At 57.5% G+C, this 15,041-nt stretch carries 19 protein-coding genes; 11 read left to right on the plus strand and 8 right to left on the minus strand.

Features of this window, described 5'->3' with window-relative positions; all coding sequences use genetic code 11:
- Window positions 1-62: 62 nt before the first annotated feature.
- From gpM to LOY50_RS19865, 3 genes are read right to left on the minus strand one after another with little or no spacing between them, the layout of a single operon-like run.
- A complete protein-coding gene (gpM, locus tag LOY50_RS19855; protein ID WP_099312197.1) occupies window positions 63-785 on the minus strand; it encodes a phage terminase small subunit in 723 nt (240 codons plus the stop codon).
- Window positions 782-1,804: a phage major capsid protein, P2 family gene (locus LOY50_RS19860; RefSeq protein ID WP_258688977.1), complete on the minus strand. Its 1,023-nt coding sequence runs from the start codon at window positions 1,802-1,804 to the stop codon at window positions 782-784. Before LOY50_RS19860 ends, gpM begins: the two co-directional genes overlap by 4 nt.
- Before the next feature lies 1 nt (window position 1,805).
- Window positions 1,806-2,723 carry a GPO family capsid scaffolding protein gene (locus LOY50_RS19865; RefSeq protein WP_258688978.1) on the minus strand — a complete coding sequence of 306 codons (918 nt, stop codon included), beginning with the start codon at window positions 2,721-2,723 and terminating at the stop codon, window positions 1,806-1,808.
- 163 nt (window positions 2,724-2,886) lie between these two features.
- Between LOY50_RS19865 and LOY50_RS19870 the strand changes: the two genes are divergently transcribed.
- From LOY50_RS19870 to LOY50_RS19880, 3 genes are all read left to right on the plus strand, one after another.
- Window positions 2,887-4,938: a terminase large subunit domain-containing protein gene (locus tag LOY50_RS19870; protein WP_258688979.1), complete on the plus strand. Its 2,052-nt coding sequence runs from the start codon at window positions 2,887-2,889 to the stop codon at window positions 4,936-4,938.
- Window positions 4,877-5,719 (plus strand): phage portal protein, encoded by an 843-nt coding sequence (locus LOY50_RS19875; RefSeq protein WP_258691263.1) that lies wholly within the window; start codon window positions 4,877-4,879, stop codon window positions 5,717-5,719. Before LOY50_RS19870 ends, LOY50_RS19875 begins: the two co-directional genes overlap by 62 nt.
- Window positions 5,720-5,793: 74 nt before the next feature.
- Window positions 5,794-6,051, plus strand: a complete 258-nt coding sequence (locus tag LOY50_RS19880; RefSeq protein WP_258688980.1) for an ogr/Delta-like zinc finger family protein — start codon at window positions 5,794-5,796, stop codon at window positions 6,049-6,051.
- A gap of 38 nt (window positions 6,052-6,089) precedes the next feature.
- Here the strand turns inward: LOY50_RS19880 and LOY50_RS19885 are convergent, their stop codons facing one another.
- Window positions 6,090-6,275 (minus strand): hypothetical protein, encoded by a 186-nt coding sequence (locus LOY50_RS19885; RefSeq protein ID WP_178965117.1) that lies wholly within the window; start codon window positions 6,273-6,275, stop codon window positions 6,090-6,092.
- Window positions 6,276-6,350: 75 nt separating this feature from the next.
- Window positions 6,351-6,743, minus strand: coding sequence for a helix-turn-helix domain-containing protein (locus LOY50_RS19890; RefSeq protein WP_258688981.1), 393 nt, complete (start codon window positions 6,741-6,743; stop codon window positions 6,351-6,353).
- Between the two features lie 42 nt (window positions 6,744-6,785).
- Between LOY50_RS19890 and LOY50_RS19895 the strand changes: the two genes are divergently transcribed.
- From LOY50_RS19895 to LOY50_RS19930, 8 genes are all read left to right on the plus strand, one after another.
- A complete protein-coding gene (locus tag LOY50_RS19895; protein ID WP_106576223.1) occupies window positions 6,786-6,998 on the plus strand; it encodes a DNA-binding protein in 213 nt (70 codons plus the stop codon).
- 29 nt (window positions 6,999-7,027) lie between these two features.
- Entirely contained in the window at window positions 7,028-7,507 is a 480-nt protein-coding gene (locus LOY50_RS19900; protein WP_275263648.1) for a YmfL family putative regulatory protein, read from the plus strand.
- A complete protein-coding gene (locus LOY50_RS19905) occupies window positions 7,504-7,740 on the plus strand; it encodes a hypothetical protein (protein ID WP_242196034.1) in 237 nt (78 codons plus the stop codon). The genes LOY50_RS19900 and LOY50_RS19905 overlap by 4 nt, the downstream gene beginning before the upstream one ends.
- Window positions 7,741-7,814: 74 nt before the next feature.
- Window positions 7,815-8,048: a hypothetical protein gene (locus LOY50_RS19910; protein ID WP_099312178.1), complete on the plus strand. Its 234-nt coding sequence runs from the start codon at window positions 7,815-7,817 to the stop codon at window positions 8,046-8,048.
- A gap of 4 nt (window positions 8,049-8,052) precedes the next feature.
- Window positions 8,053-10,851 (plus strand): toprim domain-containing protein, encoded by a 2,799-nt coding sequence (locus tag LOY50_RS19915; RefSeq protein ID WP_258688983.1) that lies wholly within the window; start codon window positions 8,053-8,055, stop codon window positions 10,849-10,851.
- Between the two features lie 15 nt (window positions 10,852-10,866).
- Window positions 10,867-11,160 (plus strand): hypothetical protein, encoded by a 294-nt coding sequence (locus LOY50_RS19920; RefSeq protein ID WP_258688984.1) that lies wholly within the window; start codon window positions 10,867-10,869, stop codon window positions 11,158-11,160.
- A 65-nt stretch (window positions 11,161-11,225) separates the two neighbouring features.
- Window positions 11,226-11,474 carry a hypothetical protein gene (locus LOY50_RS19925; protein WP_258688985.1) on the plus strand — a complete coding sequence of 83 codons (249 nt, stop codon included), beginning with the start codon at window positions 11,226-11,228 and terminating at the stop codon, window positions 11,472-11,474.
- Between the two features lie 269 nt (window positions 11,475-11,743).
- Complete coding sequence (locus LOY50_RS19930) at window positions 11,744-12,928, plus strand: Arm DNA-binding domain-containing protein (protein WP_258688987.1); 1,185 nt, start codon at window positions 11,744-11,746, stop codon at window positions 12,926-12,928.
- A 28-nt stretch (window positions 12,929-12,956) separates the two neighbouring features.
- Here the strand turns inward: LOY50_RS19930 and LOY50_RS19935 are convergent, their stop codons facing one another.
- The 3 genes from LOY50_RS19935 to LOY50_RS19945 all read right to left on the minus strand — a co-directional run bounded on the left by LOY50_RS19935 (window position 12,957) and on the right by LOY50_RS19945 (window position 14,999).
- A complete protein-coding gene (locus LOY50_RS19935; protein WP_258688989.1) occupies window positions 12,957-13,208 on the minus strand; it encodes a hypothetical protein in 252 nt (83 codons plus the stop codon).
- Window positions 13,209-13,450: 242 nt separating this feature from the next.
- A complete protein-coding gene (locus tag LOY50_RS19940; RefSeq protein ID WP_176999679.1) occupies window positions 13,451-14,317 on the minus strand; it encodes a patatin-like phospholipase family protein in 867 nt (288 codons plus the stop codon).
- A gap of 76 nt (window positions 14,318-14,393) precedes the next feature.
- Window positions 14,394-14,999 carry an RNA polymerase sigma factor gene (locus tag LOY50_RS19945; RefSeq protein ID WP_258688990.1) on the minus strand — a complete coding sequence of 202 codons (606 nt, stop codon included), beginning with the start codon at window positions 14,997-14,999 and terminating at the stop codon, window positions 14,394-14,396.
- Window positions 15,000-15,041: the final 42 nt, after the last annotated feature.

The following is a 15,041-nucleotide window of genomic DNA, read 5'->3' on the forward strand; positions in this document are numbered from 1 at the left end:
GTGGGACGGTCCATAAATGGGCGGCTCACTTCCACAGGTCCCCGCTGGGGGGGGGTAGTCGGTTATTCGGAAGCCGTGCTGGCCTGTTGTTTTGCCAATGCCTTGCGGCATTTCACGATGCGCGTTTCGTTGCCCGCTTTCGGGTACAGCTCGGTGGAGCGCTCAAGGTGCTTGAGCGCGGTTTCCCACTGCTCGGCCTCCATGGCGCGCATGCCGATCAACTTGTGGTACTTGCTCGGGATCTGTTCCGTCAGGTTCCACTCGTTGTCTACACGTGGCAGCAGGTCCGACAGGTAGGGCTCTGGGCTGCGACCGGCGTTGTATTCGGCATAGGCCCACTCGCACACGGCGTCAGCGACAAACGTCTGGATGTCCCGGCGCTTGAAGCGCTCCGGCATTTCCTGGCCCTGCTCCATCAAGAAGTCGGCCAGCTCCAGGGCGTCTTCGAACTGGGCGGTGTCGAACAGCCAGACCAAAACCTGCACCGCAACGCGGTTGGGGAAGTTCAGCCCCGATTCGCAGTAGCGCTGGACGTATTCCTGGTATTTGGGCAACAGCTCTTCACGCTTCAGCGCCTGGCGTCCGGCCAGGCCATTGATAGCGCTGATTCGCGCCAGGTCCTGATCCAGTGCCGCTTCCTGCAACAGCAGATGCTTGCGCGCATTAGCGGGACTGCTCAGCGCATCGGCCGGGGAATAAGCCATGCCTGCAGCAGCGGCGAGCGCCGCTACTGCAGTGCTGCCCAAGGCCAGGGTGCGGCGCTTGTGCGCCAGGGCCAGGCTCACGCGACCACCAGCTCAACGTTTTCGGTGAACGCGATCTTTTCCAGTTGCTCGATCACGTAGCCTTCGTTGCGGCTGTTGTAGTCCTCGACGCGGGAGCGCTTCGGATTCTCGATCGTCTGCTTACGCCAGCTAGTGTCCTGGTAGTAAATCGAGAGGTTGTCCCAACTGGTGACCAGCACCGCGTTGACCGGAAAGTTCGGCACGCTGAACGCCGGCAGGCCGCCATAGGTCGCAATGACCTGAGCGTTTTCGATACGCTCCTTTTCAGTCGGGGTGTCGCCCTGTTTGGTGTACAACTTGGCCTTATCAGCAGCGAGCAAATCGGTGCCGATGATCGCTACCAGGTCGCCGTCTTCGCGCAGGATCTCGTCCACCATCTGCTTGGTGTCATGCACCAGGGCATCAAGGTTGGCGTAGTCGCCACCGGCGCCCAGCGTGACCTTACCGACAGTCTTGCCCTCTTTGAGCACCTGCTGTGGGGCCTGCTCGCGTAGTTGCTGCAGCCAGCCTTTGTTCACGTCCTGCAGCTTGGGGAATTTTTCCAGATCAGTATCAACAGCAGCGTGAGTACCGTGAAAGCCGATAACGATCCGATCTTGTGCGATACGCTTCTGCACAGCGGCGGAGTAGCGTTCTTTGAAGTCTGGAAACTTCGCCCAGGCGTCGATTTTGGCGTACGGAAGACCAACGTCTGACTGGGTATCAGCCAGTTCGTATTGGGTGTTATCCAGCGCCGATGCGTCCTTGGCTTCGCGATCGGTTGTCTTGGTGTTGGTGCGGCCAGTGACCGGGCCGTTCACACCGATGAACACCTTCTCACCTTTGATCTCACTGACCGGGGTGACGTTGATGCGCTCCAGGAAGTCGGCCTTAGCGGTGATCGCGTCGTTCAGCTCCTGAGCAATCGACGGTTCAACACTGAACATGCGGCTCGATCGTTCAACACCATAGGCTTCGGCGATTGCGGCCTGCAGCTCAGCATATTGTTTGGCGCCACGGGCGCTTAATGGCTGGGCCATGTCAGAGCACCTTGCGTCGTGGGGTGTTTACCGGGCCTGGATTGCGTGGCAACTGGCGACCGGTCGAAGTGTTCTGCAATGCGGAAAACTGCTGCTCCAACTTCGCCATGCTGGCGAGCAATGCCTTGTTGGTGGCGCTGCCTTTACGGCTGAATTCGCGGTCGTCTTCGGCAGTGGTGACGATATCGTCAACAGCTGCTGCTACGTCGTCGATTGGAGCGGCTTCGGGCTCTGGGGCGTCTTCCGCGACGGGCTCAATCACAGCCTGAATGCCGGCAGCGACAATCAGCAATTGAGCCAGCAGGGCTTTAAGGGCCGTTGCTGTAGCTTCATCCATTGGGGGTTTGCTCTCGTTTGGGGTGGTGGGTTCGACGGGCTCGTCATCCGTGGAAAAGCGCTTGAACAAGCCAGCGAGCAAGCCGATAAGCTTGCCGACCTCGCTCTGTGGCTCAGCCTCAAAAGAGCCCAGTTCAACGGACGCGGCATAGAAAGAGTTTTTGTGGGTCTGCTTCGAAAAATAGAGTTCCTGGGTGCCCAGGCTGGCCGGCTCATCGGTGACGCCCAGACCTGTCAGGTAGGCTTTTCCGCTGCCGGCGAAGTTCGGAGTGATCTCGATGCTGGAGAAGAGCTTTTGGCCCTGATCATTCAACTGCAGTAGGCGATCATTCGGCTTGAGCTGTGCCTCCAGAGCGATTTGTCCGGGCTCCAGATCTTCGCCCTCCTCCAACAAGCGCACGGCAAAGACGGTGCCGTGGGAACCGCTCCAACGTTCGTGGTCGCACCAGATCACTGCCGTATATTTCGAAGGCTTGTAGGTTTCAGCGATGTCGCGCAGTTCCTGGGGAAGGATCTCGCGACCATCGACGGTAGTGCCGCTGGTGGCGACACGTTTCCAGTACGAAACAAGGGAACGGGGCATGGGCGTTAACTGCGCTCAATCGGTTGAATGAGCCGCCAAGATAGGGAGCCGCCAAGCCCTAAACAAACGGTTCAAATGCGCGTTTCTCCTAGATTCGGCATATAGGAGAAACGCGGAATTTAACCCCGCGTTTCCAGCGTTTTCGCCGCATAGACTGCGGCCCATGTACTACTCGACCGAAGTTAAAGAAGCCGCCAAACGCCTGTTTCTACGCCGCTGTAAGGCCAAGGAAATTCAGGCGCAGCTCAACCTGCCTAACATCCGCATCGTCTACTACTGGATCCGCCAGGGCGGGTGGGAAGACATGCTGTCGGACGAGGAACCGCTGACGGCCGTGGGCCGGCGAATCACCCTCCTCCTGGACAAAGCCAGCAGCCTGACCAAGGACGAGCTGAACGAACTGGACCGGCTGACTACCGTCCGCGAGCGGTTATTAAAACAGGCGGTCAAACCGGCGCCGGCACCGATCGGGGAATCTGCCAGCGAGCCCCAGGAACGTCGCCCAGGGCAACGCAGCGAGCGCTCCAGCCGTGGCGATAGCGGCGCAAAGAAGCGCGAAAAGAAGGTGAAGAACGACGTCAGCGAACTGACCGAAGTCGACTTCCTGGATAAGTTCATCAGCAAGATGTACCGCTATCAGCAGGAGCTGTTCGCGGCCAAGCAAAACCCGCTGACGTGCCGGATCCGCAACATTCTGAAAAGCCGCCAAGTCGGCCTGACTTACTACTTCGCCGGCGAAGCGTTCATGGACGCGGTGCTAACGGGCGACAACCAGGTGTTCCTGTCGGCCAGCCGCTCGCAGTCGGAAATCTTCCGCAGCTACATCATCCAATTTGCAAAGCAGTGGTTTGACATCGAGCTAACCGGCAACCCGATCGCGCTCAGCAACGGCGCCGAACTACGGTTTCTCAGCACTAACAGCAGCACTGCCCAGGGCTATCACGGCCATGTGTACGTGGACGAATATTTCTGGATCCGCGACTTCGAAAAACTCAGCACCGTGGCCAGCGCCATGGGCACCCACAAGAAATGGCGTAAAACCTACTTCTCGACGCCCAGCGCCGTGTCGCACCAGGCATACCCGTTCTGGTCGGGGGAGGAGTTCCGCAACAGCAAGCGCGGCAAGAAGGCCGGCGGCACCTGGCCTACCGAGGCGTCCTACACACAGGGCGCGCTATGCCCCGATGGCCAGTGGCGCAAGACCATTACCATCGACGATGCCATCGCCGGCGGCTGCGATCTGTTCGACCTGGAGCAACTGCAGCTGGAGTACGACGAAGACAAATTCCAGCAGCTTTTCTACTGCAAGTTTATCGACAGCAGCCAGAGCGCCTTCGGCCTCAAGGATCTGGAGCGGTGTTATTCCGACCTGTCGTTGTGGGAGGACTACAACCCGGAACTGGATCGCCCTTTCGGCAACAGCCCGGTGTGGCTTGGCTACGATCCCAGCCGCACCCGCGACGACGCCACCTGCGTGGTGGTCGCCCCGCCGCTGGAACCCGGGGCGAAGTTTCGAATCCTGGAGAAGCACAGCTGGCGGGGGCATTCGTTCACCTACCAAGCCGCCCAGGTCAAAAAGCTTACCGAGCGTTTCAACGTCCAACACATCGGGATCGATATCACCGGCGTGGGCTATGGCGTGTTCGACCTGGTGCGCGACTTCTACGCGAAGGCAACGCCGATTCACTACAGCCTTGAGACCAAAAACACCCTGGTACTCAAGGCCCAGGACACGATCCAGGGCAGCCGCATTGAGTGGGACGCCGGCTGGACGGACATCGCCCAGGCGTTCCTAACCATCAAGCGCGGCACCACCAACAGCGGGCAGGTCACCTACAGCGCTTCGCGCACCGACGCCACCGGCCACGCCGATATCGCCTGGGCCGTCATGCACGCCCTGGCCAACGAACCCCTGAATACCAACAAGCGGCGCCGTAGCCGCTACGTCACGAGCGGAAACAATGCCCAAACCACAACGCAGAAAGCCCCAAGCCAGTCAGCAGGTACGACAGCAGCAGCCCATGCGGGCGTTCACGTTCGGGGAACCCGAACAGGTGCTGTCCGGCAACATCGGCGAGTATCTGGGGGTATTTCTCAGCGACGACGGCGAAATCTACAAACCGCCGGTATCGCGGGCGGGCCTGGCCAAGTTGCTGCGCGCCAACGCGCACCACGGCGCCATTCCCAAGTTCAAACGCAACCTGCTGTTGCGTGAGTTCATCCCTTCCGAGGGCTGCAGCACACAGACCATGGGACGGGCGAGCCTGGATTACATGGTGTTCGGCGAGGCGTATTTCTATCGCGACACCAATGCCTTCGGCGAGGTGCTGGAGATGCAGCACCTGCCAGCGATCAACATGCGCGTGAAGGTCGACGGCGGTTTCAGGATGCTGCTGCCGGACAGCAAGTTCATGGACTTCGACCAGGACGAAATTGAACACGTCCTGGACTACGACGTGGAACAGAACATCTACGGCGTGCCCGACTACCTAGGTGGCCTGCAGGCGCTGCTGCTCAACGAAGCCGCGACCCTGTTCCGCCGGCGCTACTACAGCAACGGCGCGCACGCGGGCTACATCTTCTACACCAACGACCCGGACCTGACCGAGGAAGACGAAGAGAACCTGCGCGCACAGATCAGCGCCAGCAAGGGCGTGGGCAACTTCCGCTCTATGTTCGTCAACATCCCGAACGGCAAGGAGAACGCGATCCAGATCATCCCTGTGGGCGACTTCCAGGCCAAGGACGAGCTGGAGAAGGTGAAGAACATTACCCGCAATGACGTGATCGCTGCCTGGCGTATGAACCCCGCCCTGGCCGGGATCATCCCGGAGAATAACGGCGGTTTTGGCGATATTGAGAAGATCGATCGCGTGTATACCAGCAACGAGATCAGACCGATCTGTCAGCTGTTCAATCAGTTGAATGACAGCCTTCGACGCGACAGGCACATCAACTGGAAAAAGATAGATAACTCAGGGGAAAGCATTATCTGATCGTTCAAAGATAGAGAAATATCCTGCACCACATGCGACCATAGTGGCAAATAGCTGCACCCTGGGGAGGGAATATGAGAGTTACTTGTAAATGCGGGCACAAAGGCCGGATTGCGTCGCGTGAGGTGCTATCTACCGACTTTGCGAAGCTTTATTGCCAGTGCCTTGACGCGAAGTGTGGGCACAGCTGGGTCGCAAATCTCACGTTCTCCCACACACTCAGCCCGTCTGCACAGACGTTCGACAGGCTGCTGATTGATCGTCTGCGAGACATGCCTAGAGACCAGCAGCGGGAGCTATTCGAAAGGCTCGGATCGCAGGCAATCGCATGATCAAAACCGCCGACAATCGAGTGCCGGCGGCGCTGGGATCAGTCTTCGTCGGAATGATCCGGGTTGCTTATCAGCGCTTCGGTCAGTCTGCGCAATTGCTCTTGGTCGCGAAGGCTCAACTGACGATACAACCCAATCAGACGACGCTCAATTTGCGAAAGCTCATACCGCGCAGATGCTGCCATTTCAACGTAACCAACATCCGCGTTTGTGCGATCCAACATGCTTACCACTCCATTAAATCCATTGCTGTCGCAGTGATATGGGGGCAAGCGAGTGGCGAGACGCGAATGGGGGGATTAACTCACCTCTTTGGCAGCATCGTCAGCGATGGCTTTAAGAAAGCGCCGGATGGCTTTTTGATCGTCCACAGGAATGCTGCGGTACTGCTGAACAATGCTGTCCTCAACCTCAGACAACGCATCAACTTTCAGCGTGGTACGAGTTCCGCTCACGATGTAAAGCACGTCAAATCCGAGCGCGCTTGCAGCCATACTCAAGTAGGAGGCTGGCGCGTCACTGGCACCGGATTCGTAGTTTCCTTGAGTTCTTTTCGAGACACCAAGTTGTTCCGCAAGTTGATCTTGCGTCAGCCCAGCCTGGGCTCGTTGTTGGCGCAACCTTGCGCCAATCTCTTCGGAGAGTGTCAATATTTTTCCATCCAGATATTTACATTGGCAGATTTTTGCCACATCCTGCGCTTGTCATCACATGAAAACGCAAGGAATTGCACTATGCCCAACTCACCCATCACCGAGCAAGCTCGCCAGCAGGCGCGCGCATCCTTGGAGAAGCGTGGCCAGACTGCCAGAAATTTTGCTGAACGGAACAACCTCAACCCCAGCACCGTTTATGCGGTACTGAATGGCCAAAGCCAATGCCGTCGTGGGGAGGCTCATCGCGCAGCCGTATTACTCGGAATCAAAGACGGCGTGATTGAACAGTAATGGCCGGTGCACTGAGGGAACAGCAGAAGATGAAAAGTCAGGTTCTAAAAACACGGCGTGAAGTCGTCAGTGCAATTATTTGCACCTTCGAAGGTGGCCGCGAACGCGCCGCCGCTCGCATCGGCCTACCTCTCAAGAAGTTTGATAACCACGCTTACGAGAACAATAACTGCCGTCCGCTGACAGACCTACAGATCTATCAGCTGGAACAAGTCACAGGTACCCAGCACCTGGCCAACTACGTGGCGGCCATGTACGGCGGCATGTTCGTGCCGGTCATCCAACCGGAAAACCTAGACAACGTTGAGATGTACGCACGGGCAGTGCAGACCTCAGCCAAACAGGGCACGGTCGACCAGGTTATCGCTCAGGCTATCGAAGACGGCGTAATCACCGAAGACGAGGCCGAATTGATCCTGAACGCGCACGTCTTGCACATAGCTGCACGTACTGCCGAAATTCATGCCGCCATCGATCTCTACCGCGCCAAGTCAGGTAAAGGCCAATGAACACTCAAACCAATACCCTGGACTACAAGCAGTGTATGCAGAACGCTGCACTGGCGTTTCTTGAGCGCCATCAAGCCGAACACCTGGGCGACCTATCGGCGCTACGCAAACGGGCAATCTTTCATCTGGTTGAGAATCTCGACGTGGCCGAACCGGTAGCAACCAAACTGACCGACCTTGCCCACATTGAGTTGTTGGACCTGGCACACCGCCAACGCTCCGCGAACTCGTAACACCCAACCCAACCAATCGCCGGCCCCACGTCCCGTGGGTTTGGGTGAGCTGCGCCCGAAATTGAGGTTTAACGATGACAAACGCCGTAATTGTCACCACACAACTGCCCCCAGCCGAGGCCGAAGCGTTGCTGGCCAACCTGCGTGAACAGTATCGCTTGAGCCTCAACGAACACTGGTACGCCGACCAATTCCGCCTTGTAGCGGCTGGCCTGCGCCACGGCGCGATTCTCGCCCACATCCCGGTCATGGCTGCGCAAAAACGCCTCATGGCAGCCCTGTCCCACAGCCTCAAAGCAGTGAAGTAACCCCATGAAAGAAGACCTTCGTCACGACGTGCTGCAACGCCTCCAGGCCGACTTTGGGCTCAAGCACCGCACGGGCACCGACTACATGCGCGGCGGTACCTGCCCGAAGTGCAAAAAGAAAGAACTGTATTCCCGCTTTGATACGCCATGGATGGTGATCTGTGGTCGTCCCGAAAAATGTGGTCACACCCTACACGTAAAAGAGCTGTACGACGATCTGTTCGAAGACTGGAGCAAGCGAGCGCCGGCGACAGATCAGCATCCCAACGCAACTGCACGCGCCTACCTGGAGTTCGCCCGGGGCTTTCGGTTTGAGCTGATCCAGGGCTGGTTCACCCAGGAAACGTTCTACTCTGCTGAACACAATGCCGGCAGCGCAACGGTGCGCTTCGCCTTGGAAAAAGGCGGTTGGTGGGAACGCCTGATCGATCAGCCACACCGCTTCGGCAAGATGAAAGCCCGCTTCAAATCCAAGGATAGCTATCGCGGCGTCTGGTGGTGCCCGCCCTGCGTCGACCTACTTGAAGCCAAGGAAATCTGGATTGTCGAAGGTATCTTCGACGCCATCGCCCTGGTGCATAACGACATCGCGGCCGTATCGGCAATGTCGTCCAATGCGTTCCCTGGTGACTCACTCAAGGGCCTGATTAAGACCCGCGATGGCGGGAAGTTGCCCAAGCTGGTCTGGGCGCTTGATAACGAGCCCAGCGCCAACGCCTACACCCGACGTTGGGTGCGCGAAGCCCGTGCCCTGGGCTTCGTATGTGAGTCCGCGCAGATCCCGCAACGCGACGGTCGCAAGTCAGACTGGAACGATCTTCATCAGCGCTGGAGCTTCATCCAGGACGACGCCAAGCGCGCCGAACAGATCGCTGCTGACCTCAAGCAAGCCCGGCACCAGGGCGCCCTGCTACTGGCCGAGAGCGCAGCGGAAAAGGCCTTGCTGATGTACGACTGGAACAAGCGCGGGGAATTTCACCTGGGCTTTGCCAACCGCCTGTACTGGTTCAAGTTGGACATGGAGAAATTCAACCGGGCCATGTCCGACATCGAGGACAGCGAGAATCACGACGACCAGTTGCTCAACCAGGCACAACAGCGCGAAAAGGCGCTGCAGCAATCCGGCAGTGTTGTTGAGATTGCCAACTGCTACCCGCAAGCCCTTTATTTCCAGCGCAACGAAGTAACGGACGAGTCCTGGTACTACCTGCGCGTGGACTTCCCGCACGATTCCGAAAGCGTGAAAAACACTTTCACCAGCGGCCAGCTGTCGGCCGCGAGCGAATTCAAAAAGCGACTGCTCGGCATGGCGGCAGGTGCGATGTTTACCGGCAGTGGCCAGCAGCTCGATAAGCTCATGAAGGACCAACTGTTCGGCATCAAAACTGTGTCGACCATCGACTACGTGGGCTACAGCAAGGAATACGCCTGCTACGTCTACGGTGACATCGCGATCAAGGACGGCACCACCTACAAGGTCAACAGCGAAGACTATTTCGAGTTCGGCAAGCTGCGCCTGAAAACCCTGCAGAAAGGCGTCCCCATCAAGCTGCAGCGCGAAGCAAAGGGCTTTGATGAAAAGTGGGTGCAGTTGCTGTGGACCTGTTTCGGCGCCCAGGGCTTCGTCGCGCTGGTGTTCTTCTTCGGCTCGCTGTTCTGCGAACAGATCCGCGCCCGCTACCAGTCCTTCCCGTTCCTGGAGGCCACCGGCGAGGCCGGCGCCGGTAAAACCACCCTGCTGAACCTGCTCTGGAAGTTACTCGGCCGCGAAGGCTATGAGGGCTTCGACCCCATGAAATCGACCAAGGCCGGACGCTCGCGCCTGATGGGCCAGGTCTCTGGCATGCCGGTTGTGTTCCTGGAAGCAGATCGCCACAGCGATGATCGAGCGCACGCTAAAACCTTTGAATGGGACGAGCTGAAAGACTTCTTTGGCGGGGGCACCCTGGCCACTAAGGGCGTCAAGACGGCCGGTAACGAGACGTACGAGCCGCCATTCCGAGGAACGATCGCAATTAGCCAGAACGCGGCCGTGGTCGCCCACGAAGCGATCATGACGCGCATCGTAAAGTTGCACTTTGTGCGCCCGGTCGTCACACAGCAAAGCCGTGCGGCAGCTGACCAAATGAACGCGCTGGATGGCGGCACCCTCAGTCACTTCCTGTTGCGGGCGGTGGGCAAAGAGTCCGCGGTGCTTGAGTTGTTCGCCCAGCGTATGCCCGAACACGAAGCTAAGCTGCGCCGCCTGCATACCCATTGCTTTGCTTGCGGTACCGCCTACACCAGCGACCAGGGCAACTGCAGCAGCTGCGGCTATGACTTGCGCGGTTACCTCCGTGTCGAGCGCATCAGCAAGAACCACGCGCAACTGCTTTCGTTGTTGGATTGCCTACGCCTGGTGTTGAAATTGAGCGATCCCCAGGTCGCTGCCACCCAACGCCAAATAGTGCGGATGGCCATCGAGCGCCAGGCCTCGATCAGTTCCGACCATTCCGCCGTGGCCGAGTTTTGGGAGGTCTACGACTACCTCGAATCCTTGAGCGAAGACCCGGTGGTCGACCACAGCAGCGACCCCGCTGTGATCGCTATCAACCTAAACGAATTCTGCGAGCGCGCCGCCGAACACAAACAGAAGTTGGCCGACGTGGCCACGTTGCGCGATCTGCTCAAAGAGTCCCGTTCCCGCAAGTTTCTGGACAGCAACAAGGCGGTGCACAGCGCTGTACGTGCTGCCTTCAACAACCGCAACCCGTGTTCACAACCCCGGCCGACGACAGTTAAGTGCTGGACATTCAAGGCGTAAAGGAGAGTAAGACCGATGCAAATCCAAGTGTTTATGGGCAGTTCCAGTCACGGCAAAACCAGCAAGCTCCAGTCAGTTCAGGACCGCTTGGACTTCACGGGAGAAAGCGCGCCGATCATCCAGGCCGGGGCATATGGAGAGGATGATTTGCTGGAAATTTTGGAGGTGCGCGCAGCCGGTGGCCAACGCGAAATCCTGGTGGACGACTGCAGCCGGCAACAGATTTTGAGGGTGCTGGAATGGCAATCATGCAGTGAACATGAGCTGAAGTTTGATGGCCTGGTGATCCACCTGGCCCGCAAGGACTGACCTTTAAAAAACAGTGCCGAGGAGTTGCAGCTCCTCGACACCCGACCGCAACAGAGGGCTATACCATGCAAGCACAGAACCTAAGCAGCAGCGCCGCGAAGGCTACCACACCAGCCCGGCACCTTGTGGCCATCGCGATTATCGGCGCGGCCGTCATTGGCTACCTGGTGCACAAAACCCCTGAATCACGCACCCGCCTCGAAAGCCTCAGTCAGATGGCCAGCACCCTGGGCGAACTGAGCGAAACGGATGCGGCTGTCGTCGCGCAGTTGCTCGCCAACACCTCATCCCGGGGGACGGCGCGCCATGCCTAAGCAATCCCATGCAACTCGTGCACGACGCTTTCCCTGGAACATCGACTACACCAGCGTTTGCGACGTATGCGGTCGGTGGCGCGCCCAGGGCAACCACGAACAATGCAGCCGGCAACGCCAACGGCTGAATGCCCATCTACGCAACCCAAAGCCCAAGCCATAAGCCGCGTCCACCAGAAGATGCGCTTCCAGATACTTGGCCCGGAAACGGGCCTTTTTGTTTCCGATCGTCAGACTGTCGCTATACGAATACAGCGTTAGGGGTTTACATGAGTGGGGTCGAAGCTCGCGGTAATTCCGTGAGAATCTATTTTCAATACGACGGCGACAAATGCCGCGAATCATTACCTGGAGGGAACACACCGGCGAACGTTGCCCAGGCCAAGCGCTTGCTCGCCATCATCGAATACGAAATCCAAGCGGGCACCTTTGACTACGCACGCCACTTTCCCAATTCGGCCAGGCTGGTGGAAAACACGTTTGGTCACTACCTGGACCTGTGGTTGCGGATCAAGGCTAATAGCGTCGCGGCATCGAGTTACCGGGGTTACGCCAACAAGGCCGAAGTGCATGTACGACCGCGCTGGGGCAAGGTGCAGATCAACGCGATCGATCACCTGGACCTACAGGAGTGGATCCAAGGCACGCTGTCCAAAACGCTAAAAAACAAAACGATCCGCGACATCATCAGCAATGTGCGCCAGGTGTTCCGGCTGTACCGCACGAGGATGAAAGTCGCGCACGATCCCACCGAAGGCTTAATGGTGCGCCTGCCCGATCCCGAAGCACCGGACCCGTTCACCCGGGCGGAAATCAAACAGATCCTGGAAACGCCGACCACCCGCACGCTTGAGTTGCTGATGGTGCAGTTCATGATTTGGGCCGGGCCCAGGGTATCCGAGACCATCGCCCTGGCGTGGGAGGACGTCGACCTGGAACACGGCACGGTGACCTTCCGCCGATCGAAGGTGCGCGGTGCTTATCGCGTCACGAAAACTCGGCGCTCGATGCGCAAGGTTCGTTTACTGGCGCCGGCCTGGGATGCGTTGCGCAAAGTCGAGGCACTGACCCGCAAAAGAAAAGCCGAAACCGTTGAAATCGTCGAGCGGGACAATAAAACCGTGCGACGGCACACGCTGCATTTTGTGTTCTTGAACACCAAAACCGGACTGCCGCACGCCAACGACTTTGTTGTGCGTGACCGCTTTTTTAAGGCTCATTTGCTCACGGCGGGGGTCCGCTATCGCGGGCCTGGGCAGTGCCGTCACACTTACGCCAGCCAGCTACTGACGACGGGCATTGCCTCAATCGATTGGATCGCCGAACAGATGGGGCACACCAACGGCAACATGATCCGCCAGCACTATGGGACTTGGATCAATGAGGACGGGCCAGACGTGGTGGGAATGCTACAGCTGGCCCTAAAGCTTTCGCCGGTCACGAGTGTTGGCTGACCAGGGCTTTCAGCGTCTCTCTCGCCGATCATCCTTTCAGCACCACCATACGCGCTACCGCGACCCGATCGAAGTGCACATACAGCGCCTCGATCGTACTGTCGTTGAATGCCCCGGATGCCTCCAGCCCTTCGATCAAACTTTCCGCTCGGTTGAGCCAGACGTACACAGTGGCGTCGTCCTCAGCGCGCTCAATACAACCCAAATGCTTCTCCACGCATTGGCGAGCCTGCGTAGGAAGATTGATACCGTGCAATTGCGTAGTCGTGGGGGTGCCCATGGGTCGATTCCTTTCTGAATGGGTTTTAGTGCCTAAAACCACTGTAGGGGGCATCGGCATACCAGTCCAGGGGGTTATGGCTTCCGCCGGTAACAAAAAGGCCCCCACACCTGGCTCAGGTGTGGGGGCCTTTTGAACATAAGCGGCGTTATTCGAATTTCGCTTTCAATCTAACTTTCGTGAACCGCCGCAATCGGCCAATCGAAACTGACCGATCGCTTCTAGAAACCGAGGCTATTTACTTATATCTGGGTATGGGTGTGAGCCTGCAACGAATCCGGCACACCAGTGCGAATTAACCCACCTTCCTCAATCCATGTCTGGGTCGACTGGTAAGCGCGCTCTAGGAGCTGATCTGTTTGGCTGAAATCGAATACCGAAGCATTTAATGGGCACAACGGCGCAACAACGTGAATAGACGCCCGCGGAGCGTACAACTCAATATCACGCACCAGTTGACGCATGCTCATTAAGTTGAGTGTGTGCAAGGCTAATGCAACGAGCCCGATCGGAGGGTTAGGACAGGCACAACCGAAACCAGTTGGTACCACAACAACACGAGTGGCCCCTAGTGAGATCGCACTGGCAATAGGAGTGTTGCTAGCCACGCCACCGTCAATTAAAAGTTTGTTACTTATTCGAACGGGTGGAAACACCAGCGGGATTGCTGCGCTGGCGAGTAATGCCTGCTCAGCACTGCCACTGGACAGTAATTCTTCGGCACCGCTGAGCAGATTGGTGGTGACGATATACAAAGGCAACTCAGTATCTTCGATCAATTTCACCGGCAGCGATCGGCGCACCAGGTTTTGTAACGCTGAAGCGCGTAGAAGATATCCACGACGTCGCAATATTGCCGTCAGGGTGTCGATTACAGAGAATGGAAACACATCCGCCTTTCGCAAGCCCCGCCAGAAGTCAGCGAGCTCGGCAATCCCCTGGGAATTCGGCCTGGCTGCGAAATACGCACCATTGATGGCACCGACAGATGCGCCGACCACCAGATCGAATCTAATGCCGTCTTCCACTAGAGCTTTTAACATTCCAACTTGAACCGCACCGAGGCTACCGCCACCTGCGAGAACGAGTGCAGTTTTTACAGTCGCCATGGCAGACCTCCAGTGGAAATCTCAGTACCATTTTTCGGGTGCCAACATTCAGGCAGTTGGGAAATCCCCTTGATGCTCACATATCAAGAACAGACTGGTACTCCGCAATCGCCGAAAAAACCTTTAAACGCGCTCGGTGCAAAAGCACTCTTACGTTAGTCAGCGATACTCCGAGGAGCGTAGAAATTTCATCCAGCTCCAATCCAGAGCGCTCTCTCAGTATCAACACGCTTCTTTGCAGATCCGGTAGAGCCTCAAGAGCAACGTTAATTAGAGCATATAGCTCGGATTCGCTCAGAAGTGCTTCGGGGCTATCTTCATGCAACACCGCAGGCGGAGAGTGGGAAAGATCATCTACAAATAAAGATCCTCTTGCTTCAACCCAAGAGGTAAATGGGATGCAGTTCGATTCACTTCGCCGAGCTTTGTATCGACATTTCGCCGTATTGGACGTGATCCTTAGCATCCAGGTTTTTAAACTAGATCGTCTCTGAAATTTTCCCATGCCTCTCACAATCGCAAGCCATGCATCTTGCACTACGTCGTCTGCATGGCGCGGTCCCACGATTCCATAAGCTATGGCCTTCATTGCTCCCTGATGCGTGCACACCAAATCACGATATGCGTCTTGTTCTCCGCGCAATAGGCGGTCCAAAAAATGAGCGTCATCCGTGGCGTTCATGGCAGTACCTGACTGTGGTCGTATCATGATCGTAGCTGTCCT

Origin of the sequence: Pseudomonas sp. B21-010 (assembly GCF_024749325.1) — a bacterium.
Classification (GTDB): domain Bacteria; phylum Pseudomonadota; class Gammaproteobacteria; order Pseudomonadales; family Pseudomonadaceae; genus Aquipseudomonas; species Aquipseudomonas kilonensis.

What these genes read in the sequence shown, in the direction of transcription:
- LOY50_RS19910 (WP_099312178.1), top strand. Translation starts at nt 7,815, where the DNA reads ATGACAAACGCCGTAATTGTCACCACACAACTGCCCCCAGCCGAGGCC.
- LOY50_RS19900 (WP_275263648.1), top strand. Translation starts at nt 7,028, where the DNA reads ATGAAAAGTCAGGTTCTAAAAACACGGCGTGAAGTCGTCAGTGCAATT.
- LOY50_RS19860 (WP_258688977.1), bottom strand. Translation starts at nt 1,804, where the DNA reads ATGGCCCAGCCATTAAGCGCCCGTGGCGCCAAACAATATGCTGAGCTG.
- LOY50_RS19865 (WP_258688978.1), bottom strand. Translation starts at nt 2,723, where the DNA reads ATGCCCCGTTCCCTTGTTTCGTACTGGAAACGTGTCGCCACCAGCGGC.
- LOY50_RS19920 (WP_258688984.1), top strand. Translation starts at nt 10,867, where the DNA reads ATGCAAATCCAAGTGTTTATGGGCAGTTCCAGTCACGGCAAAACCAGC.
- LOY50_RS19930 (WP_258688987.1), top strand. Translation starts at nt 11,744, where the DNA reads ATGAGTGGGGTCGAAGCTCGCGGTAATTCCGTGAGAATCTATTTTCAA.
- LOY50_RS19885 (WP_178965117.1), bottom strand. Translation starts at nt 6,275, where the DNA reads ATGTTGGATCGCACAAACGCGGATGTTGGTTACGTTGAAATGGCAGCA.
- LOY50_RS19905 (WP_242196034.1), top strand. Translation starts at nt 7,504, where the DNA reads ATGAACACTCAAACCAATACCCTGGACTACAAGCAGTGTATGCAGAAC.
- LOY50_RS19935 (WP_258688989.1), bottom strand. Translation starts at nt 13,208, where the DNA reads ATGGGCACCCCCACGACTACGCAATTGCACGGTATCAATCTTCCTACG.
- LOY50_RS19895 (WP_106576223.1), top strand. Translation starts at nt 6,786, where the DNA reads ATGCCCAACTCACCCATCACCGAGCAAGCTCGCCAGCAGGCGCGCGCA.
- LOY50_RS19870 (WP_258688979.1), top strand. Translation starts at nt 2,887, where the DNA reads ATGTACTACTCGACCGAAGTTAAAGAAGCCGCCAAACGCCTGTTTCTA.
- LOY50_RS19945 (WP_258688990.1), bottom strand. Translation starts at nt 14,999, where the DNA reads ATGAACGCCACGGATGACGCTCATTTTTTGGACCGCCTATTGCGCGGA.
- LOY50_RS19880 (WP_258688980.1), top strand. Translation starts at nt 5,794, where the DNA reads ATGAGAGTTACTTGTAAATGCGGGCACAAAGGCCGGATTGCGTCGCGT.
- LOY50_RS19940 (WP_176999679.1), bottom strand. Translation starts at nt 14,317, where the DNA reads ATGGCGACTGTAAAAACTGCACTCGTTCTCGCAGGTGGCGGTAGCCTC.
- LOY50_RS19925 (WP_258688985.1), top strand. Translation starts at nt 11,226, where the DNA reads ATGCAAGCACAGAACCTAAGCAGCAGCGCCGCGAAGGCTACCACACCA.
- LOY50_RS19915 (WP_258688983.1), top strand. Translation starts at nt 8,053, where the DNA reads ATGAAAGAAGACCTTCGTCACGACGTGCTGCAACGCCTCCAGGCCGAC.